The organism is Streptomyces sp. NPDC043867 (assembly GCF_056435845.1).
The window spans coordinates 38,279-65,157 of sequence record NZ_JBWKDS010000029.1 but is presented as its reverse complement, the minus strand read 5'-3'; the positions used below and the strand labels follow the sequence as shown (position 1 = coordinate 65,157).

The 26,879-nt window shown below is 72.2% G+C and carries 9 protein-coding genes; 8 read left to right on the top strand and 1 reads right to left on the bottom strand.

Going from position 1 to position 26,879, the window contains the following annotated elements:
- Positions 1-697: 697 nt before the first annotated feature.
- Positions 698-1,444 carry a thioesterase II family protein gene (locus tag AC069T_RS26245; protein WP_478785070.1) on the bottom strand — a complete coding sequence of 249 codons (747 nt, stop codon included), beginning with the start codon at positions 1,442-1,444 and terminating at the stop codon, positions 698-700.
- A gap of 423 nt (positions 1,445-1,867) precedes the next feature.
- On the opposite strand from AC069T_RS26245, the gene AC069T_RS26240 reads away from it, so the two are divergent.
- The 8 genes from AC069T_RS26240 (at position 1,868) to AC069T_RS26205 (ending at position 26,842) form a co-directional block, all read left to right on the top strand.
- Positions 1,868-2,083 carry an MbtH family protein gene (locus AC069T_RS26240; RefSeq protein WP_476755028.1) on the top strand — a complete coding sequence of 72 codons (216 nt, stop codon included), beginning with the start codon at positions 1,868-1,870 and terminating at the stop codon, positions 2,081-2,083.
- Positions 2,084-2,271: 188 nt separating this feature from the next.
- On the top strand, positions 2,272-2,994 hold the full coding sequence (locus tag AC069T_RS26235; protein WP_478785069.1) for an LmbU family transcriptional regulator: 723 nt from the start codon (positions 2,272-2,274) through the stop codon (positions 2,992-2,994).
- Between the two features lie 92 nt (positions 2,995-3,086).
- Positions 3,087-4,670 carry an amino acid adenylation domain-containing protein gene (locus tag AC069T_RS26230; RefSeq protein WP_478785068.1) on the top strand — a complete coding sequence of 528 codons (1,584 nt, stop codon included), beginning with the start codon at positions 3,087-3,089 and terminating at the stop codon, positions 4,668-4,670.
- A 36-nt stretch (positions 4,671-4,706) separates the two neighbouring features.
- Positions 4,707-4,937, top strand: coding sequence for an acyl carrier protein (locus AC069T_RS26225; RefSeq protein WP_478785067.1), 231 nt, complete (start codon positions 4,707-4,709; stop codon positions 4,935-4,937).
- A 136-nt stretch (positions 4,938-5,073) separates the two neighbouring features.
- Entirely contained in the window at positions 5,074-6,261 is a 1,188-nt protein-coding gene (locus AC069T_RS26220) for an NAD(P)/FAD-dependent oxidoreductase (protein WP_478785066.1), read from the top strand.
- A gap of 43 nt (positions 6,262-6,304) precedes the next feature.
- The gene (locus AC069T_RS26215; protein ID WP_478785065.1) at positions 6,305-14,068 is read left to right on the top strand and encodes an amino acid adenylation domain-containing protein; all 7,764 of its coding nucleotides are present in this window, start codon (positions 6,305-6,307) and stop codon (positions 14,066-14,068) included.
- A 10-nt stretch (positions 14,069-14,078) separates the two neighbouring features.
- Positions 14,079-21,863 carry an amino acid adenylation domain-containing protein gene (locus tag AC069T_RS26210; RefSeq protein WP_478785064.1) on the top strand — a complete coding sequence of 2,595 codons (7,785 nt, stop codon included), beginning with the start codon at positions 14,079-14,081 and terminating at the stop codon, positions 21,861-21,863.
- On the top strand, positions 21,860-26,842 hold the full coding sequence (locus AC069T_RS26205) for a non-ribosomal peptide synthetase (protein ID WP_478785063.1): 4,983 nt from the start codon (positions 21,860-21,862) through the stop codon (positions 26,840-26,842). Before AC069T_RS26210 ends, AC069T_RS26205 begins: the two co-directional genes overlap by 4 nt.
- Positions 26,843-26,879: the final 37 nt, after the last annotated feature.

The following is a 26,879-nucleotide window of genomic DNA, read 5'->3' as shown; positions in this document are numbered from 1 at the left end:
CACGGCGCATCCCCGGGCGGGGTGCCCTTGGCTGCGGCACCGGCTGCGTCCCGGGGGCATGGCGCACGGCGCAGGCGCGGCGCTTCCCTGCGCGGGGTGACATGGCCGCCGTACCGGCGGCACACGGCCCTGCGCGGGCCGCGTGAGGGCACGGCGGGGGCGGCCCGGGTGCACGGCGCATCCCCGTGCCGGGGTGCCCTTGGCTGCGGCACCGGCTGCGTCCCGGGGGCATGGCGCACGGCGCAGGCGCGGCGCTTTCCTGCGCGCGGTGACATGGCCGCCGTACCGCTCGCGCGGTCAGGTCGCCGACGTGGGGCGGCAGCGCAGCCGGGACGCGGCGCTTTCCCGCGCGGGGTGACATGGCCGCCGTACCGGGGCCGGTGGCAGCGCCCGGGTGTGGTGCTGGCCGGTACGGCGAGGTGTGCCGCAGCAGTCCGGCCGCCTGTCCCCGGCCGTGGCACGCCGCCCCGGCGACCGGCCCCGTCCCGGGGTTCACCTGCCGCCGTTGCGCGGCGGGCCGGCGCCCGCCGTCGCGCCCCCGCCCGCTCTCACCTCAAGCGACGCCTGACGCCCCCGGGCCGGGCCGCGCAGCACGCTCACGGCACCGGACGCCCCCGGGTCGTGCCGCGCAGTACGCTCCCGCGCAGGCCGGGTGCAAAGCGGGCCGGTGTCCTGCGGGCGCGGGAGGCGGGGTTCGTCAGGTGCGTGCCGCGCCGGCCGTCGCGTCGAGTGCGGCCCTCGCGTCGAGTTCGATGTGGCGCAGCAGCGGGCCGGGATCGTCCTGGAAGTAGAAGTGGCCGCCGTCCAGGACCCGCAGGCCGAGGAAGTGTTCGGTGTGCTCCGCCCAGGCCGCCATCCCCGGCGGTGCGGCAAAGGGGTCCCCGGCGCCCGCGTAGGCGGACAGCGCCACGGGCAGCAAAGCGGCGTCTTCAGCGGGCCGCCAGGTCTCCACCAGGCGCAGGTCGGCGCGGATGACGGGGGCGAACACGCTCCACAGGCCGGGGTCGTCGAAGACCTCCTCGGGCGTGCCGCCGAGCTGTTTCAGGCGGGCTTGCAGTTCGGCGTCGGGCAGCTCGTGGTACCGCGGCCCGGGCCCCGCCGGCTGCGGCGCGGGCCGGGCGGAGACCCCGACCCACACCGGCAGCGGCAGGCCCCGGCCGGCGGCCCGCCGGGTGATCTCGTACGCCACGAGGGCCCCCATGCTGTGTCCGAACAGGGCGTAGGGGCAGGTGAGTTCCGGTGCCATGCCGTCCAGCAGGAAGTCGGCGAGGCGGCCGGCGTCGCTGATCCGCGGCAGGTCGAGGAGCAGACCGTGGCCGGGGGCGTCGAGCAGCCGCACGTCCCACGTGGGGGGCAGCGCGGCCGGCCAGTGCCGGTACAGCACGTGGGAGCCCCCCGCGTGGTGCAGGACGAACAGGCGCAGGGCGGGTCGGGTGCTGTCCATCGCTCCCCCTCGGATCGGACGGCGCACCTTCGCACCATAGAGGGGTGCCGGGCCGCCGGGACGAGGCACCCAGCGGGCTCCGCCGCAGGTGTGGCGGCTCTTGAGTGATCCTCAGGCGCCCCCGCGAGCGCGGCATCGTGGCACAGGAGAGCGGCGCGGTACAGGGGATCCGGGCGGGCGCAGGTGCGGGCGGCCGGCGGGAGGGCCGGCACGCCCGGCGCCCTTGTTGCGCCGAGGGCCGGGTCCCTACGGTGACGTGGCATCGCCGGGGCCGCCACCGGGGTGTCCCGTCGACCGGACAGCGAAGTGTCCTGTCGACCGGACGGACACCGCCCGGCGCGATCCGCACCCGGTGCCCTCGTGCACCCGGCCCCGGCGATTTCCCATCTCGAGTCACCTCATGACGGACAAGGACGGTGTCAGGTGAGCACGAACCCTTTCGACGACGCGGACGGCCGCTTCTACGTGGTGGTCAACGACGAGGAGCAGCACTCCCTGTGGCCGGTGTTCGCCGAGGTGCCCGCGGGCTGGCGCGTGGTCTTCGGTGAGGCGGCCAGGACCGAGTGCCTGGAGTACGTCGAGCAGAACTGGACGGACCTGCGCCCCAAGAGCCTGCAGGAGGCCATGGCGGCGGACTGAACAGCGGCGCCGTTCGCGGACCTGACCGCGGGCGGCACCCGTCCGCCCCTGGACCCGAGGGCCCCGGTGCGGGCGCCGCGGCCCGCGGTGCCCGGCTCCGCGGGTTCGGCGGCGACGCAGCCGGGGCGCTCGGCCGAGTGACAAGGCCCATGCCGGACAAGACACGTCGAGTGGGGAGATGAAGGGTTGTGACGGGGGCTGTGAGGACCGCGAGCAGGTACGGGGCGAGGCCGGCGGACACCGGTGGTGAGCCGGCGCAGCGCGAGGTGTTCCTGTCCTTCGTGGGCAGGCAGGCCACGGTGCAGAAGTCGGGGATGACGTTCCCGCAGAACCTGCCCGAGCGGTCCTGGGAGCAGATCGGGACCAACCTGCGCGAGCTGGTGAACTCCTCGGCGTGGTGGCTCGCCGACTGGCTGATCTACGGCGAGGCCACCTACGGGTGGCGGCGCTACAAGGAGGCGATCGAGCGCACCGGGCTCGACTACCAGACCCTGCGCAACTACGCGTGGGTGGCCAGGCGCTTCGAGCACCACCGCAGGCACGACAGCCTCAGCTTCGCCCACCACGCCGAGGTGACCCGCCTGGCGCCGGCCGAGCAGGACTACTGGCTGCGCAAGGCCGAGGCGCAGAAGTGGTCGCGCAACGAACTGCGCAGGGCACTGCGCGCCGGCCTCGCCGTGCAGAACGACGCGGCTCCCACCCCCTGCGGCGGTGACGAGCAGCAGGAAGCACCCCGCCCGGCGGCCGGGGCCAACCGGCAGAACGTCACCACGCTCACCATCGAGCTGTCCGCCGGCCAGCTGGAGTACTGCTCGAAAGCCGCCGCAGCGCACGGTCTGCCTCTTGACAAGTGGGTGACCCAGGTCCTCGAAACCCTCGGCCGGCCCGCCGCCGTGCGGCCGGCCGCCTAGGGCCTGCCCGACGGGCCGGCCGCCCACCGTTTCACCTGTGGCGCGCCGGCACCCCGTCCGGTCCGCACCCTCCTTCACATCGGAGTCAGTTGATGATCCTTCAGGGAAAGCGGGTCGCCCTGCCCCCGGAGCCCGTCGTCCACCAGCAGTTCGAGGCGAACGCGCAGGCCGCCCCCGACGCCGTCGCCGTCGTCTGGGCCGGCCGGCAGGTGACGTACGCAGAGCTGGACGCGCGGGCGAACCGCTTCGCGCACTTCCTCACCGCCCGCGGGCACGGCCGGGGCGCGAAGGTCGGCGTCTGTCTCGACTACTCGCCCGACATGCTCGTCGCCATCCTCGGCACGCTCAAGGCGGGCGCGGCCTACGTACCCTTCGACCCGGCCTACCCGGCGGCCCGGCTCCAGCTGCTGCTGGGCCAGGTCCCCGGCCTCGCCCTGATCGTGGCCTCCCCGGCGACGGCCGCCATGGTCGACGACGCGGCCGTCGACGTCGTCGACCTCGAACAGCTCTCCGGACACCTGGCAGCCCTCCCGGCGACCTCACCCGGCGTCCCCGTCACCGGCGACGACGTGTGCTACGCCGTCTTCACGTCCGGGTCGACCGGTACGCCGAAGCTGACCGCGGTGCGCCACGAGGGCTGGTTCAACCTGATGAACTGGCTCACGCTCGAGTACGGCCTGCACAGCGGCTCCCACAACCTGGTCGTCAGCGCGTTCGGTTTCGACCTCTCCCAACGGGCCCTGATGACGCCGCTGTTCTGCGGCGCCACCCAGTACCTGATGGCCAGCCGCAACTTCGACGCGATGATGGCCTACCGCATCCTGAACGAACACGAGATCCGCGTGGTGCACTGCGCCTCCAGCACGCTGTACGTGCTGGTGGACTGGGAGCGGGCCCGCGGCGGTGACGCGCTCACCCGGCTCGACTACGTGCTCTTCGGCGGGGAGGCACTCAAACCCGAACGGCTCACCGGCTGGGCCCGGCGCGAGGGCAACACCTGCACCCTCCTGCACCAGTACGGCGTCGCCGAGTGCACCGACGTCGCCACCTCCTACGACCTGGCCCAGTACCGCTCCGGCGAACAGGACATCCCGCCGGTCGGCACACCCGCCTACAACACCGACATCCACCTCCTCGACGAGCAGCTGCGCGGTGTCGGGCCGGGGGAGTACGGCGAGATCTGCATCGCCGGGGCCGGCGTCGGCGCCGGCTACCTGGGTGCCGCGGGCCCCGAGAACGACAAGTTCACCACCGTCGTCGTCGACGGCGCACCGGTGCGGCTGTACCGCACGGGCGACCGGGGCCATGTCACCGAGGCCGGCCACCTCGTCGTCGCCGGCCGGATGGACGCCCAGGTCAAGGTGCGGGGGATGCGGATCGACCCCACCGACATCGAGCGCGCCCTCGGCAAGCTCGCCGGGATCCGGGAGGCCGCCGTGGCGGTCACGTACACCGACTCCGGCGAGGCCGAGCTGACCGCGTTCATCGTCCCCACCAGGAACGAGCTCACCGAGGACGAGGTCCGCACCCGCCTGCTGCGCACCCTGCCGCGGAACATGGTTCCGGCCCGCTTCGTGAACATTCTGCGGCTTCCGCTGAGCCCGCACGGGAAAGTCGACCGCGCAGCCCTCCTCGACTCACTCAGGACGTACGCCGAAAGCGGCACGGCGGCCTAGCCGAACGCCCCTTGACGAGCAACGGAAAGGACAACGATGAGTGCCGACAGCGTCCGCGCCATCTGGTGCCGGGAACTTCAGCGCGACGACATAGCGGCCGACGACGACTTCTTCGCCCTGGGCGGCCAGTCCCTGATCATGGTCAAGATCCAGGGCGCCTTCATGGAGGAGCTGGGCGTCGAGGTCCCCATGGACCAGATGTTCCTCAACCCCACCATCGCCTCGATCTGCGCGTACATCGAATCCCAGGGCGCACTGGCCCCCTGAGCCTGTCCGCGTCCCGTCCGCGCCCGGCAGCACCTGCGGGCCCGCCGCCCCGCGCAGCGCGCTCCACACCAAAAGGGCTTTTTCCGGCCGCGGCCGGAAGCTGCGTTCACCACCTATTCGGCAAGAGAGGCGCGCCATGTACGACGTGATTGTCATCGGTGCCCGTTGTGCGGGTTCGCCGACGGCCATGCTGTTCGCCCGGCAGGGCTATCGTGTCCTGCTCCTGGAGAAGGCACAGTTCCCCCAGGACACCCTGTCCTCGCACTACATCCACATGCAGGGCATGTCGCTGCTCAACCGGTGGGGACTGCTCGACAGACTCCGCGACGCGGGCTGCCGCCCGATCACCCACCAGAGCTACGAGGGCCCCGGCGTCCGCATCGAGGGCTTCTCCCTGCCGCTGGACGGCCTGCGGTACACCTACGCGCCGCGCCGCTACGTCCTGGACCCGGTCCTGGCCGAGGGCGCCGTGGCGGCCGGCGTGGAGTTCCGCGAGTCCTGCACGGTCAAGGACCTGGTGTGGGAGGACGACCGGGTCGTGGGGGTGCGCTGCACCACGCCCGGCGGCACCGAGACCACCGAGCGGGCCCGCCTGGTCGTCGGCGCGGACGGCATGCGCTCGCTGGTGGCCCGCAAGGCGGGCGCGCAGAACGTCATCGAGCACCCGCGGGTCACCTGCACCTACTACAGCTACTGGGCCGACGTCCCCTCGCACTTCGAGCTGTACGAGCGGCCCGGCCGCTGGGTCGGCGTCATCCCCACCAACGACGACCTCACCCTGCTCATGACCTACTTCCCGCAGGAGGAGTACAACGACGTCCGCAAGGGAGTCGAACCCTTCTACCTCGACACCTTCCGCACCACGGCCCCCGAGCTGTACGAGCGGATGTCGGCGGGCCGGCGCGTGGAGCAGCTGTACGGCACCGGCCACCAGGAGAACTACTTCCGCAAGGCCTACGGGCCCGGCTGGGTACTGGTCGGCGACGCGGTCAACCACAAGGACTCCATCACCGCCCGCGGCATCACCGAGGCCTTCGTCCAGGCCCAGTCCCTCACCGACCGCATCGGCGCCCGACTGCACGACGACGCCGCCCTCAGGACCGCGCTGCGGCGCTACGAGAACGACCTCAGCGGCGAAGCCCTCAGCCACTACCAGGGCGCGCTCAACGTGGCCGAGCTCAAGCCCCAGGGACGGGTCGAGATGCTGCAGAAACTGGTCGGCCACCAGGAGCACATCGACCGCTACTTCTCGACGCTGTCGGGCGCCTGCTCCATCGACGACTTCTACAACGACGAACTGCTGACCCTGCTCGACCTGAGCTGAGTGACGACCCGCCCCCTCCTGGTTCCGCCGATTTGGAGAAACAATGATCCCGTTGTCGTTCGCGCAGCGTCGGCTGTGGTTCGTGGACCGGTTCGAAGGCCCGTCAGCGACCTACAACGGCGCCTTCGCCCTGCACCTGACCGGTGAACTGCGCGTGGGGGCGCTTCAGGCGGCGCTTCGCGACGTCATCGACCGGCACGAGGTCCTGCGCACGGTCATCGTCGAGGACGACGACGGCGTCCCGCACCAGCAGGTGCTGGCGCCCGGTGACCAGCCCTTCCACCTGCCGGTCCTCGAGGTCACCCGGGAAGGACGGGCGGCGGCCGTCGAGGAGGCCGCCACCGAGACCTTCGACCTGGCCGGCGACGCACCCATCCGCGCCAGGCTGCTGCGCTGCGCACCGCGCGAGCACACCCTCGTCGTCGTCGCGCACCACATCGCCGTGGACGGGGAATCCTTCGGACCCCTGTTCCGCGACCTCACCACCGCCTACGCGGCCCGCACCGAGGGCGGGGCACCCACCTGGGAGCCCCTGCCGGTGCAGTACGCGGACTACACGCTGTGGCAGCGGGACGTGCTCGGTGACGAGAGCGACCCGCAGAGCCTGGCGGCCCGCCAACTGGCGTACTGGCGCGAGGCCCTGGCCGACCTGCCGCAGCCGCTGGCCCTGCCGACCGACCGCCCCCGCCCCCGGGTGATGAGCCCCGACGGCGACCGCGTCGCGTTCACCATCGACGGCGACCTCCTCGACAGCGTGCAGAAGCTGGCCACCGAACTGGACACCACCGTGTCGATGGTCATGCACTCGGCGCTGGCGGTGCTCCTGCACCACCTCGGATGCGGCGACGACGTGTCCATCGGCGCGCCGATCACCGACCGCACCGACGAGGAACTGCGCGACCTCGTCGGGTTCTTCGTCAACACCTGGGTGCTGCGCGTCGACCTCTCCGCCAACCCGACCTTCCGCGGACTGCTCCAGCAGGTACGCGACCGCTCGCTGGCCGCCTACGACAACCAGGACATGCCCTTCGAGCGGCTGGTGGAACTCCTCAACCCGGACCGCTCCACCGCCTACAACCCGTTCTTCCAGGTCATGCTCTCCTGGCAGCCGCCCGTGCCGGCCCTGGAACTGCCCGGCCTCACCGTCCGCGCCGAGCGGCTGGAGACCGGCACCGCCAAGTTCGACCTGTTCTTCGACCTGCTCCCCGACAGCTCCGGCGGGGCGCGATGCCGCCTGGAGTACGCCACCAGCCTGTTCGACCGGCACAGCGCCGAGACCATCGCCGAACGCTTCGTGCGCGTACTGGCCCGCCTCACCGCCGACCCGCAGCGCCCGATCGGCCTCGTCGACGTCCTGGACGACACCGAGCGGGAACTGCTGCTCACCCGCTTCGACGAGCACGCCGCGGCCGTCCCCGAGCAGACCATTCCCGAGCTGTTCGAAAACCAGGTGGCCCGCACCCCTAACGCCCCCGCACTCGTCCACGACGGCCACACCCTGACCTACCGGGAACTCGACGACCGGGCCAACGCCGTCGCCTGGGAACTGCTGCGCCACGGCGCCGGCCCGGAGGACCTGGTGCTCCTCGCACTGCCACGCACCCCGGACCTGGTGGCCGCCCTGCTGGGCATCCTCAAGTCCGGCGCCGGCTATGTGCCGCTGGACCCGCAATACCTCAGCGGCCGGGCCCGGAGCGTGCTGTCCGAGGCCACCCCGCGGTTCGCCGTCACCGACACCAGGACCTGGCAGGACCTGCCGCACGGCGACCTCGTGTGCATCGACCTCGACCGCAGCACACAGTGGGACACCCCCCGAAAAGCGCCGGGCGACACCGACCGCAACGCACCGCTCGGCCCGGACAACCTCGCCTACGTGATGTACACCTCCGGCTCCACGGGCACCCCCAAGGGCGCGGCGATCACCCACCGCAGCGTCGTCAACGGCGTACGGGAGCTGATCCGCGTCCTGGACGCACCCCCCGCACTGCGGATGCTGGCCGCCACCTCGGTCAACTTCGACGTCTCGGTCTTCGAGCTGCTGACCACCCTGACCACCGGCGGCACCGCCGAACTGGTCGCCAACGCGCTGGCCCTGGGCGAGCGCGACGGCTGGGACGGCCACGTCATCAGCGGGGTCCCCTCGGTCCTGGGCGAACTGGCCGGCCACCTGGACAGGACACCCCACGTCCGCACGGTCGTCTTCGCCGGCGACGTGCTCCCGGGCCGGCTCGTGCGCCAGGTACGCGAGGCCCTGCCCGGCGTGCGCATCGTCAACTGCTACGGACAGAGCGAGAGTTTCTACGCCACCGCCTTCGCCCTCGACGCCTCGGCGGAGTGGGCGGACGCCGACGTCGCCCCCATCGGCACCCCGCTGGGCAACATGCGCGCCTACGTACTGGGCCCGGCCCTGGCCCCCGTACCGCAGGGCGTCATCGGCGAGCTGTACGTCGCCGGCACCTGCCTGGGCCGCGGCTACCACCACCGCCCCTCGCTGACCGCCGAACGCTTCGTCGCGAACCCCTTCGGCGCCGCCGGCGAGCGGATGTACCGCACGGGCGACCTGGCCCGCTGGAACGCGCAGGGACAGCTGGAATGCGTGGGACGCGGCGACGGCCAGGTCAAGGTACGCGGCTTCCGCATCGAGACGGCCGAGGTCGAAGCGGCGATCACCCAGCACCCCGGGATCAGCGAAGCACTGGTGATCAGCCGCGAGGTGCCCGCGGGCGGCCGCCGGCTCGTCGCCTACGTGGTGCACACCGGCGAAGGCTCCGTCGGTGACGACGGCGCCGGCGGCATCGGCGACGTGGACGTGCTGGCCGGAGCCTCCGCCGCCGAACTGCGCAAGTTCACCGCCGCCCGGCTGCCCGACTACATGGTGCCCTCCGCCTTCGTGGCACTGGGCCGGCTGCCGCTGGGCCCCACCGGCAAACTGGACCGCTCGGCCCTGCCCGAACCGGAGTTCGGCGGCGAGGCCTACCGGGAGCCCCGCACCGAAGCCGAGATGATCATCACCGCGGCGTACGCGGACGTACTCGGCGTGGACCGGGTAGGCGTCGACGACGACTTCTTCGCCGCCGGCGGCGACAGCCTGCGCTCCATCCAGGTGGTGGCCCGCGCCCGGGCCCGCGGCCTGGAGCTGTCCACCCGCGAGATCTTCGAATGCCGCACGGCCGCCCGCCTCGCCGACGTGGCCTCCGCCCGCCAGGGCCAGGCACCCGTCCTCGCCGAGGACGCGAGCGGCGGCGTCGGCCCCATGCCGCTGCAGCCGGTGGCCCGGCAGGTCTTCGAACACGGCGGCGGCACCGGCCGGTTCGCCATGTCGATGGTCCTTCAACTGCCCGCGGACATCGACGCGGACGGCCTCACCGCGACCCTGGACGCCGTCCTTGACCGGCACGACCTCCTGCGCGCCCAGCTGCTGCCCGGCCAGGAGCCGACACTCCTGGCACGCGAGCGGGGCACCGTCCGCGCGGCCGACCTGATCCACCGCGTCGACTGCGACGGCCACTGGGACGAGCCGTCCTCGCTGGCCGCGGCGAAGACACACCTGTACGACGCGGTCGGCCGGCTCGACCCGCACACCGGGACCATCGCGGACTTCGTCTGGTTCGCCCCGCCCACGGGCCCGGGCCGCCTGCTCGTGGTGCTGCACCACCTGGTCGTGGACGGAGTGTCCTGGCGCATCCTCATGTCCGACCTCGCCGAGGCCTGGCAGCAGATCCGCTCGGGCCGGGCGCCCGAACTGCCCCCCGTCGGCACCTCCGCCCGCCGCTGGGCGGCAGCCCTGCAGGACGAGGCACTCTCCCCCCGGCGGGAAGCGGAACTGGCGTACTGGCGGGACCTGCTCGAAGCACCCAACCCCCCGCTGGGCACCCGCGCCTTCGACCCCGCGGTCGACCTGTGGTCCACCGTCGACACCGTCCGCGTGCAGCTGCCCGCCGACGTCACCGAAGCGGTCCTGACCACCCTGCCCGCCGCGCTGCGGGGCACCGGCACCGACGTACTGCTCGCCGCACTCGCCCTGGCGGTCAACCGGTGGCGCGGCACGAACTCCCCGGCCCTGGTCCGCCTCGAAGGACACGGCCGCGAGGAGGACGCCGTCCCCGGCGCCGACCTCTCCCGCACCGTGGGATGGTTCACCACCATGTACCCGGCCCGCGTCGACGTCGGCGCGGTCGACATGGCCGACGTGCTCAGCGGCGGCCCCGCCGCCGGCACCGCGGTCAAACTGGTCAAGGAGCAGCTGCGCCAGGTCCCGGACAAGGGCCTGGGATACGGACTGCTGCGCCACCTGAACCCGGACACCGCCGAACAGCTCACCGGCCTCGCGGTACCCCAGATCGGCTTCAACTACCTCGGCCGGATCTCCGACGCCGACGTGCCCGAGCACCTGCGCACCGGCGGATGGGGACCGGCGTCCTGGTCCGCGGAACTGATCGCCGAACCCGACCCGGACCTGCCCGCCCTGTCCGCCCTTGAGGTCAACTCCGTCGCCACCGACACCGCCGACGGCACCCGGCTGCAGGCCGCGTTCATGTTCCCCACCGGCGTACTGACCCGCGAACAGACCACGGAACTGGCCGAACTGTGGGTCGAGGTGCTGCACGCCATGGCCGCGCACGCCGCACACCCCCGCGCCGGCGGACTCACCCCCTCCGACGCCCCGCTGGTCACCGTCCGCCAGGACGACATCGAGACCTGGGAACAACGCTACGGCCGGCTGGCCGAGGTGTGGCCGCAGGCCCCGGGACAGTCCGGCATCCAGTTCCAGGCAGCCCTCGCCGACGGCACCTTCGACGTCTACCACATGCAGTTCGTCCTGCACCTGTCCGGACCCGTGGACCCCGCACGCGTCGAAGCCGCCGGACAGGCACTGCTGGAGCGGTACCCCAACCTGCGCTCCGCGTTCGTGACCACCGCCGACGGCGACCCGGTACAGGTCGTCGCGGAACACGTCACCCTGCCCTGGCGGCACATCGACCTGAGCGGACACAGCCCGGCCGAACAGGACGCGGCACTCGACCGGGCCCTGGCCGACGACCGCGCCGACCAACTCGACCCCACCCGGCCCCCGCTGCTGCGCCTGGCCCTGCTCACCTGCGGACCCCGGCAGGCCAAGCTCATCCTCACCGCACACCACACCCTGTTCGACGGCTGGTCCTCACCCCTGGTCATCACCGACCTGGTCCGCCTGTACGCCGGCACCCGCGACCTGGCTCCGGTGCGCAGCTACGGCGACTACCTGGCCTGGCTGTCCCGCCAGGACCGGGACGCCTCGGCCGCCCGCTGGAAGGCCGAACTCGACGGGTTCGACGAGCCGACCCTGGTGGCCGCGGACCTGGTGTCCACGGGGGAGGCGTCCTCCCTGGGCCGCGTCGAGGTACCGCTGTCCATCGACAAGGGACGCGAACTCGCCCGCCGCGCCGCCGAACTCGGCGTCACCCTGAACACGCTCCTGCAAGGAGCGTGGGCGATCCTGCTCACGAAGCTGACCGGCCGCCACGACGTGGTCTTCGGCGCCGCCGTCAACGGCCGCCCGGCGGATGTGACCGGCTCGGACGAGATGGTCGGCCTGTTCATCAACACCCTGCCGACCAGGGCCCTGTGCCCGCCCGGCCACAGCCTGGGCGAGGTCATCACCGACCTGCAGAACCGGCAGATCACCCTCCTGGACCACCACTACTACGGACTGGCCGACATCCAGCGCGGCGTCGGACTGCCCTCCCTCTTCGACACGATCGTCGTGTTCGAGAACTACCCCGTCGACCGTGAGGGCATCGTCGAGGCGAACACCTCGGCGGGCTTCACCATCGACGCCATCCGCCCCTTCGCCGGCTCGCACTACCCCCTCACCCTCAACTCCTCCGACCCCTACCTGCGGCTCTCCCTCGACTACCAGACCGACCTCTTCGACCGCGACGCCGCCGAGACCGTCGCCGCCCGCCTGGTGCGGGTGCTGGACCAGGTGCTCGCCGACCCGTCGGTGCCCGTCGGCGCCGTGGACGTGCTGGGAGAGGACGAGCGGGACCAGCTGGTGCGCCGCGTCAACGACACCGCGCACCCCCTCACCCCGGACACCCTGCCCGGCGCCTTCGAGGCCCAGGTGGCCCGGGACCCCGAGCGCATCGCGCTGATCGCCGAGAACGAGACACTCACCTACGGGGAGTTCAACCGGCGGGCGAACCGGCTGGCGCACTGGCTGATCGAGCAGGGCGCAGGCCCCGAACAGCTCGTCGCGGTCAAGATCCCCCGCTCGGTGGACCTGATGGTGGCGATCTACGCCGTCGTCAAGGCCGGCGCGGCCTACGTGCCGGTCGACACCGAACTGCCCGAGGACCGGGTGCGGCACGTACTGCAGCGGGCGAACCCGCTGCTGGTCCTGGACGGCGCACTGCCCGACGTGTCCGGCCATCCGCAGAGCGACCCCGAGCGGGACCTGTCCCCGGACAACGCCGCCTACGTCATCTTCACCTCCGGCTCCACCGGCGGCCCCAAGGGCGTGCCGGTGGCGCACCGGTCGATCATGAACCGGCTGAAGTGGGGCCTGGCCCACTTCGACGTCACGGGCGAGGACCGGATGCTGCTGAGCACGACGGCGAGCTTCGACGTGTCGGTACCGGAACTGTTCGCACCGCTGCAGGTGGGCGCGGCCGTGGTCATCGCCCGCCCCGACGGACGCCGGGACCCCGCCTACCTGACGGAGCTGATCCGCCGCGAGCAGGTGACCGGCGCGGACTTCGTGCCCTCCCTGCTGGAGGCGTTCGTCGCCGAACCCTCCGCCCGCCAGTGCACGAGCCTGCGCTGGATCGAGGTCGCCGGCGAGGCGTTCCCCGCCGCGCTGGCCAACAAGTTCACCGACCTGCTGCCCGGCTGCACAGCCAACAACGTCTACGGGCCCACCGAGGCATCGGTGGAGGTCACCGCGTGGCAGCACATCCCCGGCGCCGGCCGGGTACCGATCGGCACCCCCATCTGGAACACCCAGGTCTACGTCCTGGACGCCGCCCTGCGCCCCGTCGCCCCCGGCGTCACCGGCGAGCTGTACCTGGCCGGCGTCCAGCTGGCCCGCGGCTACCTCGGACAGACCGCGCTGACCGCGAACCGGTTCGTCGCCTGCCCCTTCGGCGAGCCGGGAAGCCGGATGTACCGCACCGGCGACGTCGTGCGCTGGAACAGGGACGGCCAGGTCGAGTACATCGGCCGCTCCGACTTCCAGGTCAAGATCCGCGGATTCCGCATCGAACTCGGCGAGATCGAAAACGTCCTGAGCACCCACCCGGACGTCGAGAGCGCGGTCGCCGTGGTGCGCGAGGACCACGCCGACGACCAGCGGCTGGTCGCCTACGTGGTGCCCTGCGGCGCCACGGACCCCGCCGGGCTGGACCTCACCGCCCTCACCGACCTGGCCCGGGAACACCTGCCCGAGTACATGGTCCCCTCGGCCATCGTGCCGCTGGACCGGTTCCCCCAGACACCCAGCGGGAAGCTCGACCGCGGCGCACTGCCCGCCCCCGACCGCGCCCGGGCAGCGACCGGACGCGGCCCGCGCAACCACAGCGAAGAAGTCCTGTGCCGGCTGTTCGCCGAGCTGCTCGGGGTGGAGGAGATCGGCATCGACGCCGACTTCTTCGACAACGGCGGGCATTCGCTGCTGGCCACCCGGCTGATCGGCCGCATCCGCAACGAGCTCAAGGTCGACGTGAAGGTCACCACCGTGTTCCGCAGTCCGACCGTCGCCGAACTGGCGGGCCGGCTCGAGAAGTCCGCCAAGTCGAACCGCCTCCAGCTGCGCCAGATGAACGTTTAGGAGTTGCACGATGATCCCGTTGTCCTTCGCTCAGCGCCGGCTGTGGTTCCTCCACCGTCTGGAAGGGCCGTCCGCGACCTACAACATCCCCTTCGTGCTGCGTCTGGACGGCCCGCTGGACACCGCGGCCCTGGCCGCGGCGGTGACCGACGTCGTCACCCGGCACGAGAGCCTGCGCACCCTGCTCGTCGAGAACGCGGACGGCACCCCCGAGCAGCGGGTGCTGTCCCCGCAGGAGGCCGACCTGCCGTTCCGCGTCGTCGACGTCACCGCCGACGCGGTCGACGACACACTGCGCGAGGTGGCGTGCGCCGGGTTCGAGCTGGACAGCGACCTGCCCCTGCGCACCACCGTCCTGCGTGTCTCGCCGCAGGAGCACGTACTGGTGTTCGTCTTCCACCACGTCGCCGCGGACGGGGCGTCCATGGCGCCGTTCATGCGGGACCTGCTGTCGGCGTACACCGCGCGCCGGCAGGGCCAGGCACCCGACTGGACCCCGCTGCCGGTGCAGTACAAGGACTACACGGTGTGGCAGCGGCGGATGCTCGGCGAGGACGACGACCCGGACAGCGTCGCCGCCGAGCAACTGGAGTACTGGCGCAAGGAGCTGGCCGGGGTGCCGCAGCCGGTGCAGCTGCCGCTGGACCGGCCGCGGCCGACCTCGGCCGGCCACCGCGGCGGCCACGTCGACTTCGACCTGGACGCCGACCTCGTCGCCGGCATCGGGAAACTGGCCGCCGGCCACGGCGCCACGGCACCCATGGTCGCCCAGGCCGTCCTCGCGGTGCTCCTGCACCACCTCGGCGCCGGCAACGACCTGACCATCGGCAGCCCCATCGAGGGCCGCCCCGACGAACAGCTCGAAGACCTCATCGGGTTCTTCGCCAACACCTGGGTGCTGCGCGTCGACCTGTCGCACAACCCCTCCTTCGGCGACCTGCTGGAACAGGTACGAGACCGCGCGCTTGCCGCCTACGACAACCAGGACGTGCCCTTCGAGCACCTGGTGGAACTGCTCAACCCGGACCGCACCACCGCCTACCAGCCGCTGTTCCAGGTGATGCTCGCCTGGCAGTTCGCCTGGTCGCAGATCGAGGTACCGGGCCTGCGGGTCACCCCCGTCCCGGCGGGCACCGACACCGCGAAGTTCGACCTGTTCTTCAACATCGTCCCCAGCCCCTCAGGACGCGGCTACGGACGCCTGGAATACGCGACGGAACTCTTCGACCACACCACCGCCCAGAGCCTGGTCGAGCGCTACGTGCGGGTGCTGCGCCAGGTCGTCGCCGACCCCGCGACGCGGCTGGGCGCCGTGGACGTGCTCACCGGCGCCGAACACACCTGGCTGACCGGACTGAACGAGACGGCCGCACCGGTGCCGGCCGCGACCGTACCGGAACTGGTCACCGCCCAGGCGGCGCAAACACCCGGCGCGACAGCCGTGGTGTGCGGGCAGACCTCACTGCTGTACGGGGAGCTGGAGGTCCGCGCGGGCCGGCTGGCCGCCGCCCTGCGCGAACGCGGAGTCGGCCCGGACGCCCTGGTCGCCGTGGCCCTGCCACGCTCCACCGACCTGGTGGTCGCCCTCCTCGCCGTGCTCAAGGCCGGCGGCGCCTACCTGCCCATCGACCCCGACTACCCCTCCGCCCGCGTCGGCCTCCTCCTCGACGCGGCCGGCCCCGCCCTGGTCCTGACCGACCGGGCCACGGCACAGACACTGGGGGAGTGCGCCCCGCCGGTACTGCACCTCGACGGCCTGGACCTGGACCTGGACCTGGACGGCCCCGTCGTCGAACCCGGCGAACTGGGGACCGGGCCGCAGAACCTGGCCTACGTGATGTTCACCTCCGGCTCCACCGGCACCCCCAAGGGCGTCGCCCTCACCCACGCCGGCGTCGTCAACGGCATACAGGACCTGCGCCGGCGCACCCACGTCGAGGCGGGCTCCCGGATGCTCGCCGCGACCTCGGTGAACTTCGACGTCTCCGTCTTCGAGATCTTCACCGCGCTGACCGCCGGAGCGAGCGTCGAGATCGTCCGGGACGTCCTCGAACTCGGCGAACGCGACAGCTGGTCGGGCACCACCATAAGCGCCGTACCCGCGGTGTTCTCCGCCCTGCTGGACCAGCTCGCCACCGACACCACCCCCGGCCTGCGCCTGGACGTGGACACCGTCGTCCTCGCCGGCGAAGCACTCTCCTTCGACCTCGTCCGCAAGGTCCACGACGCGCTGCCCGGCACCCGCGTCATCAACGCCTACGGACAGACCGAGAGCTTCTACACCTCCACGTTCACCGTCGCACAGCAGCCGGACGCAACCGGCGCCGTACCGATCGGCGAGCCGCTGGCCAACATGCGCGCCCACGTCCTTGGACCCGAACTGACCCCGCTCCCGCAGGGCGTGGTCGGAGAGCTGTACGTCGCCGGCCCCGTCGCCCGCGGCTACCACCGCAACAGCGCCGCCACCGCCGAACGGTTCGTGCCCTGCCCGTTCGGCCCGGCCGGTGCGCGGATGTACCGCACCGGCGACCTGGCCCGATGGGACGAGGACGGCCAGCTGCGCTACGCGGGACGCGCCGACAGCCAGGTCAAGGTCAACGGCATCCGCGTCGAACCCACCGAGATCGAGACGGTCCTGGCCCAGCACCCCGCCGTCAGCCGGGCCGTGGTCACCGTCCGCGAGGACCACACCGGCACCCCACGGCTCGTCGGCTACGTGGCGCAGGCCGGCACCGCCACCCCGCACGGCGACGTCGACATGAACGCCGCCGTATCGGTGGCGGACCTGCGCAGGTTCGCTTCCCGGCGGCTGCCGGACTACATGGTGCCCGCCCACCTGGTGGTGCTGGACCGGCTGCCGCTGACCGCGAACGGAAAACTGGACCGGGCCGCACTGCCCGCACCGCAGTTCACCGGCACCCGGTACCGGGCACCGGGCAGCGCCGCGGAACGGGTGCTGGCCGAGGTGTACGCCGATGTGCTCGGCAGCGGGCGGGTCGGCGTCGACGACGACTTCTTCACCAGCGGCGGGGACAGCATCCGCTCCATCCAGGTGGTGGCCCGCGCCAAGGCACGCGGCGTGGCGGTCAGCACACGGGAAGTGTTCGAACACCGCACGGTGGCCCGGCTCGCCGAACTGGTCGAGAGCCGGGCCGGTGAGGAGCGGGTGACGCTGGCCGAACTGCCGGGCGGCGGTACCGGCTGGGCTCCGCTGCCCCCCACGGCGGCACATGTCCTGGAACTGGGCGGGGGGATCGGCCGGTTCTGCATGTCGGCGCTGCTCACCCTGCCCGAGGGCATCGACCGGACGACACTGGTGGCCACCCTGCAAGAGGTGCTGGACCGCCACGACGTACTGCGCTCACGTCTGGACCGGACCGAGCCGGGCCTGCGGATGGAACCGGCGGGCAGCGTGCAGGCCGGTGCGCTGCTGCGCGAGGTGGCGTACGCGGATGCCGCCGTGCAGGGGGAACTCGACGCCGCCGCGGACCGGCTGGACCCGGACGCGGGAGTGATGGCGCAGTTCGTGTGGCTGACCTCCGGCACGGAGGCGGACCGGCTGCTGGTCGTGCTGCACCACCTGGTCGTCGACGGGGTGTCCTGGCGGATCCTGCTCCCCGACCTGGTCGCCGCCTGGCGGCGGGTACGCGGCGCCGACACCGGCCGCCCGCCCGCCACCGGCACCTCACTGCGCCGCTGGACCCACGCCCTGGCCGAAGACGCGGCCCGCCCCGAGCGGATGGCGGAGCTTTCCGTGTGGCAGGACATCCTCCACGCGGACGAACCGGTCCTGGGCGCACGCGAACTGGATCCGGCCCGCGACCTCACCGCCACCGCGGACACCGTCCGCGTCCAGGTCCCCGCCGACGTCACCCGCACCCTGCTGGACACGGTGCCCGCCCTCTTCCGCGGCGGCGTCGACGACGGCCTGCTGGCCGCGCTGGCCCTCGCACTGACCCGCTGGCGCCACACCCGCGGCCAGAGCGCCACCTCCACCCTGGTACGCCTGGAAGGCCACGGCCGGGAGGAGCACCTGGTGCCCGGCGCGGACCTGTCCAGCACCCTCGGCTGGTTCACCGCCATGTACCCGGTACGCCTGGACACAGCCGGCATCGACCTCGCGGACGCCTTCGCCGGCGGCACGGCAGCCGGGCAGGCACTCAAGGCCGTCAAGGAACAACTGCGCGCAGTGCCGGACAACGGGATGGGCTACGGCCCGCTGCGCCACCTCAACCCCACGACCGCGCCCGTGCTGGCGGGGCTGCGCCGGCCGCAGATCGGCTTCAACTACCTCGGCAAGGCCTCCAGCGCCGACCTGCCCGAGGAACTGCGCGGCCTGGGCTGGGCGCCGGACACCACCCACACCGGCCTGATCGCGGCGCCGGACGCGGACATGCCGGTGCTGTCCGCACTGGAGATCAACGCGGTGGCCACCGACACCGGCAACGGTGACGAACTGAGTGCCTACTTCGGCTTTCCCACCGGTGTCCTCTCCCGCCACGACGTCCAAGAACTGGCCGAGTTGTGGATCCAGGCGCTGACCGCCCTGGCCCACCACGCCACCACCCCGGACGCCGGCGGCCTCACCCCCAGCGACGCCCCCCTGGTCGCCGTCGGCCAGCGGGAGATCGACACCTGGGAGCAGCGCTTCGGCAAGCTCGCCAAAATCTGGCCCGCCACCCCGGCACAGTCCGGGATCCTCTTCCAGGCCAAGCTGGCCGGCGCCCACTTCGACCCGTACCACATCCAGCTCGTGTTCCACCTCTCCGGCCGCGTCGACCCCGAGCGCATGCACCGGGCAGGACAGGCACTCCTGGACCGCTACCCCGCCCTGCGCGCCGCGTTCGTCGACCGCGCCGACGGCGAACTCGTCCAGGTGATCCCGGAGTCGGTGACCCTGCCCTGGCAGCACCTCGACCTGAGCGCGGCCGGCCAGGAGGAAGCCACCGAGACCTTCGAACGGTTCCTCCAGGAGGACCGGACCGCCTACTTCGACGCGGACCACCCGCCCCTGATCCGGCTGGCCCTGGCCGTCCTTGACCCCGACCGGCCCGAACTCGTCCTCACCGCCCACCACGCCCTCTACGACGGCTGGTCCACCCCCCTGCTCATGCAGGACCTGCTGCTGCTCTACGCCTCCGGCGGCGACCCCACCCACCTGCCCGCCCCCCGCGACTACGGCGACTTCCTGTCCTGGCTCACCCGCCAGGACCAGGACGAGGCCGCCCGCGCGTGGGCGGCCGAACTCGAAGGATTCGAGGAGCCGACCCTGCTCGTTCCCGACTCCGCGAGCGCGGACGACGGCGACCGCGGCCAGCTCGACGTCGACCTGGAGCCGGAGGAGGCACGCGAACTGGTCCAGCGGGCCGCCGCACTGGGCATCACCGTCAACACCCTGGTCCAGGGCGCCTGGGCGCTGCTGCTCGGCCAGCTCACCGGCCGCCAGGACGTGGTGTTCGGCGCGACCGTCTCCGGGCGTCCGCCCGCGGTCGCGGACGTCGAGTCCATGGTCGGGATGTTCATCAACACCGTCCCCGTACGGGTCGCCCACACGCCCGCAGACACCGTCGGCGAGGTCCTGGGCGGGCTCCAGCGCCGGCAGGCCGACCTGGTGGAGCACCACTACTACGGGCTCCCCGAGATCCAGAAGGCCGCCGGCGTACGGTCCCTGTTCGACACCCTGGTCGTCTTCGAGTCGTACCCGGTCGACCGGGAAGGCCTCGGCGCCGCCAGCGACGCCGCGGACGGCATCACCTTCACCGGCCTGCGCCCCTTCGCCGGCAACCACTACGCGCTGTGCCTGACGGCGGCCGCCGACTCCCACCTCCAGCTCGTCATCCAGTACGCGCCGGGCGTCTTCGACCGGGACACGGTGCGCATGTACGCGGACCGGCTGGTGCGCTTCCTGCGGCAGCTGGCCTCCGACCCCGGGCTGAAGATCGCGCAGATCCAGTCCCTGGAGCCCGCCGAACGCGAGCGGATGCTGGCCCGGCTCAACGACTGGCCCGTCCCCGCCTCGCACGTCACGCTCACCGAGCGGGTCGAGGCACAGGTGGCCCGGACCCCGGACACGGTCGCCGTCATCGCCGGCGGCCAGTCGCTCACCTACGCCGAACTGGATGCCCGCGCCGAACGGCTCGCCACCGAGCTGGCCGGCCGCGGAGTGGGCCCGGAGAGCGTGGTGAGTGTGGTCCTGCCGCGCACGGCCGACGTGGTCGTGGCCCTCCTGGCCGTGCTCAAGGCCGGCGGCGCCTATCTGCCCGTCGACCCCGCCTACGCCGCCGCCCGCCTCCCGCACGTCCTGCCCACCGCCCGCCCGCACCTGATCCTCACGGACACCGGCACCCGGGAACTCGTCCCCGCCACCGACATCCCCGTCCTGGTCCTGGACGACGTCGACCTCCTTGCCCCGGCCGCCGGGCCGGCAGCACGGCCCAAGGCCGGCCCCGACAACCTCGCCTACGTCATCTACACCTCCGGCTCCACCGGCGTGCCCAAGGGCGTCGGCGTCACCCAGAGCACCGTCGTCAACGCCGTGGACGCCCTGGTCGCCCACGCCGGAGCCCAGGCCGGCCGGCGCGTCCTGGTCGCCGCCTCCTTCGGCTTCGACGTCGCCACCTTCGAGACGTTCGCCGCGCTCACCACCGGCGGCACCGCCGAGATCGTGCGCGACGTGCTGGAACTGGCCGAACGCGACAGCTGGGACGCCGACGTCATCTGCTCGGTGCCCTCCGCCTTCGCCGAACTCGTCGACCAGCTCGCCGGCCGCATCGACCCCACGGCCCTGAACATCTCCGGGGAGGTACTGACCCCGGTCCTGGCCGAGCGGGTGGGGACCCGCTGGCCCAAGGCCCGCATCATCAACAGCTACGGACCCAGCGAGACCTTCTACGCCACCGGCCACACCCTGGACCCCGGCGAGCCGTACACCGCAGGTGTGCCCATCGGCCGCCCCTTCCCCGGCGTGCGGGCCTACGTACTGAGCCCCGGCCTCGGCCTGCTGCCCCCGGACACACCCGGCGAGCTCTACCTGGCCGGCGCCGGACGCGGCTACCACCGCCAGAGCGCCCTGACCGCCGACCGCTTCGTCCCCGACCCCTTCGGGCCCCCCGGCTCGCGCATGTACCGCACCGGCGACCTCGCCAGCGTCACCCCCGACGGCGAACTGCAGCACCTGGGCCGCATCGACACCCAGGTCAAGATCCGCGGCTACCGCGTCGAACCCGCCGAGGTCGAGGCCGCCCTGACGGCCCATCCGCACATCGCCCAGGTCGCCGTCGTGACCCAGAAACCCGGCGACACCACCCCCTACCTCGCCGCCTACCTGGTTCCCGCCGACGGTGCCGGCGTCCCGGACCCGGCCGAACTGCAGGACCACCTGGCCGGCCGGCTGCCCGAGTACATGGTCCCGGCCGTCTACGTGCCACTGGAGAGGCTGCCGCTGTCACCCAACGGCAAGCTCGACCTCAAGGCCCTGCCCGCGCCCGACCTCACCTCCGCCACACCCTTCCGGGCTCCTGGCACCGCCCGCGAGAAGGACCTGGCCAAGCTGTTCGCGGACGTACTGGGCCTGGAGAAGGTCGGCATCGACGACGGCTTCTTCGAACTCGGCGGGCACTCCCTGCTCGCCACCCGCCTGATCACCCGCGCCCGTGCCGAGATCGGGATGGAGATACCCATCCGCAAGATCTTCGACCTGCCGACGGTGGCCGCACTCGCCGCATGGTCACAGGAGTCGGCCGTTCCGCTTCGCCCCGCTCTCCGCAGGATGATCGTAGAGGAGCAAAACCAGTGATTCCGCTTTCGTTCGCCCAGCGCCGTATGTGGCTCACACAGCAACTGGAGGGCGGCGCAGAGACCTACAACATCTCCCCGGCGTTCCGGCTGACGGGCCCCCTGGACGAAGCCGCCCTCATCGCCGCGGTCCGCGACGTGGTCGCCCGGCACGAACCTCTGCGCACCACCTACGTGACGGACGACAACGACGAACCCCACCAGCGGATCCTGCCGGCGGCCCAGGCACCGGTGCAGGTCCCGGTCGTCGAGGTGGCACCCGACGCCCTGGACGCGGCGGTCGAGGAGTTCATCGCCCACCGCTTCGACCTGATGGCCGACATCCCCTTCCGGGTACGCCTGTTCCGCTGCGCACCCCAGGAACACGTCCTGGTCCTGCTCATCCACCACATCGCCTCGGACGGCGTCTCGGGCGGCCCGCTGGCCCGCGACCTGACCACCGCCTACACCGCGCGCCTGGACGGCCGGGCCCCGCAGTTCGAACCGCTGCCCGTGACGTACAAGGACTACGCGCTGTGGCAGCGCGAACTGCTCGGCGACGTGACGGACCCGGGCAGCCTCGCCGCGGCCCAGGCCGAGTACTGGCGCAAGGAACTGGCCGGGGTGCCGCAGCCGCTGAGCCTGCCGCTGGACCGCCCGCGGCCCGCGACCCGCAACTCCCAGGGCGACTCACTCGGCATCGAGGTCGACGCCGAGGTGGCGGCCGGCCTGCAGAAACTCGCCGACGAGCGCGGGATGACCATGTCGATGGTCGTGCAGGCCGCGCTGGGCGTACTGCTGAGCAAACTGGGCGGCGGCCAGGACGTCACGATCGGCAACCCGATCGCCGGACGCACCGACGAGGCACTGGCCGACCTGGTCGGCCTCTTCGTCAACACCCAGGTCCTGCGCATCGACCTCACCGGCAACCCCTCCTTCGTCGACCTGCTCCCGCAGGTACGGGACAAGGCACTGGCCGCCTACGAGCACCAGGACGTGCCGTTCGAGACCCTCGTCGAACTGATCAACCCCGACCGCTCCACCTCGTACCAGCCGCTGTTCCAGGTGATGTTCGCCTGGCAGAGCTTCGAGAAGGCCGACTTCGAACTGCCCGGCCTGAACGTGCAGTTCGAGCAGTACCTCACGCAGACCTCGCTGGCCGACCTGTTCTTCAGCCTCGCCGTGACCGACTCCGGAACACTGCGCGGCGACCTCATGTACGCCACCCAGCTCTTCGACCGGGACACCGCCGAGGAGATCGCCGCCCGGTTCACCCGCGTCCTCCAGCAGGTGGCCGCCGCCCCGCACGCCCCCCTCAGCACGATCGAGGTACTGGGACAGGACGAGCGGGACTGGCTGGTGCGCCGCGTCAACGACACCGCGCACCCGGTGGCCGGCGGCACCCTGCCGGACGCCTTCGAGGCCCAGGTGGCCCGGGACCCGGAGCGGGTCGCGGTGATCGCCGAGAACGAGACGCTCACCTACGGGGAGTTCAACCGGCGGGCGAACCGGCTGGCGCACTGGCTGATCGAGCAGGGCGCAGGCCCCGAACAGCTCGTCGCGGTCAAGATCCCCCGCTCGGTGGACCTGCTGGTGGCCGTGTACGCCGTCGTCAAGGCCGGCGCGGCCTACGTCCCGCTGGACACCGAACTGCCCAAGGACCGGGTACGGCACGTACTGGCGGGGGCGAAACCGCTGCTGCTCCTCGACGAGGTGCTCCCCGACGTGTCCGGCTACCCGCAGAGCGACCCCGAGCGGGACCTGTCACCGGACAACGCCGCCTACGTCATCTTCACCTCCGGCTCCACCGGCGGCCCCAAGGGCGTGCCGGTGGCGCACCGGTCGATCATGAACCGGATCCTGTGGGGGCTGGAGCACTTCGACGTCACGCTCGAGGACCGGATGCTGGTGAGCACGTCCGCCAGCTTCGACGCCTCGGTGCCGGAGATGTTCTCCAACCTGCAGATGGGTGCCAGCGTCGTGGTGGCCAGCGCGGAAGGGCGCCGGGACCCGGCATACCTGGCCGAGCTGATCCAGCGCGAGCAGGTGACCGGCGCGTTCTTCGTGCCCTCGCTGCTGTCCGCGTTCGTCACCGAGCCCGCCGCCGCCGGCTGCACCAGCCTGCGCTGGATCGAGGTGGCGGCCGAGGCGTTCCCCGCCGCACTGGCCAACCGGTTCACCGACCTGCTGCCCGGCTGCTCCGCCAACAACCTGTACGGGCCCACCGAGGCGACCGTCGAGGTCACCGGATGGCAGCACATCCCCGGCGCGGACCGGGTACCGATCGGCGCGCCGATCTGGAACAACCAGGTCTACGTCCTGGACGCGGCCCTGCGCCCGGTCGCCCCCGGCGTCGCCGGCGAGCTGTACCTGGCCGGCGCCTGCCTGGCCCGCGGCTACCTGGGGCAGACGGGGCTGACGTCGCAGCGGTTCGTGGCCTGCCCCTTCGGCCCGGCGGGCGCGCGCATGTACCGCACCGGGGACCTGGTGCGCTGGAACAAGGACGGCCAGGTCGAGTACATCGGCCGCACCGACTCCCAGGTCAAGGTCCGCGGGTTCCGCATCGAACTCGGCGAGATCGAGCACGCGCTGACCGGCCACCCCTCGGTGTCCCAGGCCGCCGTCGTGGTCCGCGAGGACCAGAAGGGCGACCAGCGCCTGGTGGCCTACGTCGAGCCCGACCCCGACGCCGCCGTGGCCGACGTCACCGCCCAGATCGAGGAATGGCGCCACGTCCACGACGACAGCTACGCCGAGGCCGCCGACGAGGCATGGGGCGAGGACTTCCAGCAGTGGACGTCCGTGTACGACGGCGAACCGGTCCCCCTGGACCAGCTGCGGCAGTGGCAGGACGCGGCAGCGGCACAGGTCCTGCGGTTCGCGCCGCGCCGCGTGCTGGAGATCGGCACGGGCTCCGGCCTGCTCCTGGCCAAGGTCGTCGACCAGGTCGAGGAGTACTGGGGCACCGACCTGTCCGCCACCGCCGTGGACCGGCTCCGGGACCAGGCCGAGCAGGCCGGACACGGGGACCGGGTCCGGCTCAGCACCCAGGCCGCCCACGACCTGTCAGGACTGCCGCAGGGCGCCTTCGACACCGTCGTACTCAACTCGGTGGTGCAGTACTTCCCCAGCGTGGAGTACCTGGACCAGGTACTGCGGCAGGCCCTGGACCTTCTCGCCCCCGGCGGCCGGCTGATCCTCGGCGACGTCCGCAACGCCGCGACCCTGCGGATCCTGGCGACCGCGCAGGCCCAGGCGGCCCAGCCCTACGCCTCCCACGAGGAGATCCGGGCGGCGGTGGAGCAGGCGCTGCTCGCCGAGCGGGAACTGGTGGTCGCCCCGGAGTGGTTCGCCCAGTGGGCGGCGGAACACCGGGCCGGGGCCGACATCCGGCTCAAGGCCGGGCAGGCGCACAACGCGCTGACCCGCCACCGCTACGAGGTCGTCCTGCACAAGGAGCCGGCCGGCCTCCTCGACCTGACCGGCGTGCCGTCGCTGGCGTGGGGTGAGGAGGTGTCCGACCTGGCCGCCCTGAACGGGCGGGTGACACACGCGGGCGGCCCCGTGCGGGTGAGCGGGATACCCAACGCACGGCTGGCGCAGGAGAGCGCCGCGGCGCTGTTCGCCGGCGTGCTGAAGACGGACGCCCCCTCCGGCAGGCCCGTCGCCCCCGAGGACGTCGCCGCATGGGCGCGGCGCCAGGGCCTGGAGGCGGTCCTGACCTGGTCGGGCGAGACGGTCCACAGCTTCGACGCCGTCCTTGTGCCCGAGCGGCGCACCGTCTGCGGCGCCTTCGTGCCCAGCCCCGTCGCCGGACGGATCCGGGCGAACGCCCCCGCCCTGGCCAAGGCGATCGGCCCGCTGGTGGCCGAACTGCCCGAGTACCTGCGCGGGCGTCTTCCCGACTACATGGTCCCGGCCGCGGTGGTGCCGCTGTCGGAGCTTCCGCTGAACCCGGCCGGCAAGATCGACCGGTCAGCGCTGCCGGCCGAGCACACCACCACCGTGAGCAGCGGAGAACCCCGCAACTCCCACGAAGAGAAGCTGTGCTCCTTCTTCAGCGACCTGCTCGGCCTGGAGCGGGTCGGCATCAACGACGACTTCTTCGCCCTGGGCGGGCACTCCCTGCTGGCCACCCGCCTCAGCGCCCGCATCCGCAAGCAGTTCGGCGCCGACATGCCCCTGCGGACCATCATCCAGTACCCCACGGTCGCCGAGCTGGCCGCGCTGCTGCTCATCGGCAGCATCCCCGGCGACCACGCCGACTCCTTCGGGGTGGTGCTGCCGCTGAACCGCGACCCCGGCACGGGCAAGCCGCCGGTGTGGTTCGTCCACGGAGGCGGCGGCCTCGGCTGGGCGTTCTTCACCTTCGCGCCGCACGTGCCCGACCGCCCGTCCTACGCCCTGCAGTCCCGCGGCTCCAACGGCATCGACCCGATGGCGGACTCGGTGCAGGAGATGGTCGACGACTACCTCGCCCAGATCCTCAAGATCCAGCCGGAAGGGCCCTACAACCTGGTCGGCTGGTCCTACGGCGGGCCGATCGCCCACGCCCTCGCGGTGGCACTGGACCGGCTCGGCCACCAGGTCGACCTCGTGGCCGTCCTGGACACCCAGCCCGCGACCGGCGCCGCCGACAACGGGTTCCAGCAGGTGTCCGACCGGGGCCAGGACCTCTACCGGGCCGACATCGAGGAAGTCTTCGGCCAGTTCATGAACACCGGCAACATGGACAACTTCCTGGACACCATGTCCAAGGTCGGCGCCAACAACCTGCAGAAGATGGGCGACTTCGTCTCACCGGTCTACGGCGGCGACGTGCTGTACTTCAACGCGACGCTGGACAAGGTCGACGGGCTCTCCTCGTACGGGCCCGAATGGCGGCCCTATGTCCTCGGCTCCTACGAGGAGTACGACGTGGAGGCCACGCACCACGACCTGCACATGCCCAAGCCGGCCGGCCAGATCATGAAGGTCATCGCCCGCAAGCTGGCCTCGTGAAAGACGTCCGTAACCGATTCGCGAACCGTCGCATGGA

Excerpts from the sequence above, each read along its gene's own strand:
- AC069T_RS26245 (WP_478785070.1), bottom strand. The coding sequence starts at position 1,444 with ATGGACAGCACCCGACCCGCCCTGCGCCTGTTCGTCCTGCACCACGCG.
- AC069T_RS26230 (WP_478785068.1), top strand. The coding sequence starts at position 3,087 with ATGATCCTTCAGGGAAAGCGGGTCGCCCTGCCCCCGGAGCCCGTCGTC.
- AC069T_RS26225 (WP_478785067.1), top strand. The coding sequence starts at position 4,707 with ATGAGTGCCGACAGCGTCCGCGCCATCTGGTGCCGGGAACTTCAGCGC.
- AC069T_RS26220 (WP_478785066.1), top strand. The coding sequence starts at position 5,074 with ATGTACGACGTGATTGTCATCGGTGCCCGTTGTGCGGGTTCGCCGACG.
- AC069T_RS26215 (WP_478785065.1), top strand. The coding sequence starts at position 6,305 with ATGATCCCGTTGTCGTTCGCGCAGCGTCGGCTGTGGTTCGTGGACCGG.
- AC069T_RS26210 (WP_478785064.1), top strand. The coding sequence starts at position 14,079 with ATGATCCCGTTGTCCTTCGCTCAGCGCCGGCTGTGGTTCCTCCACCGT.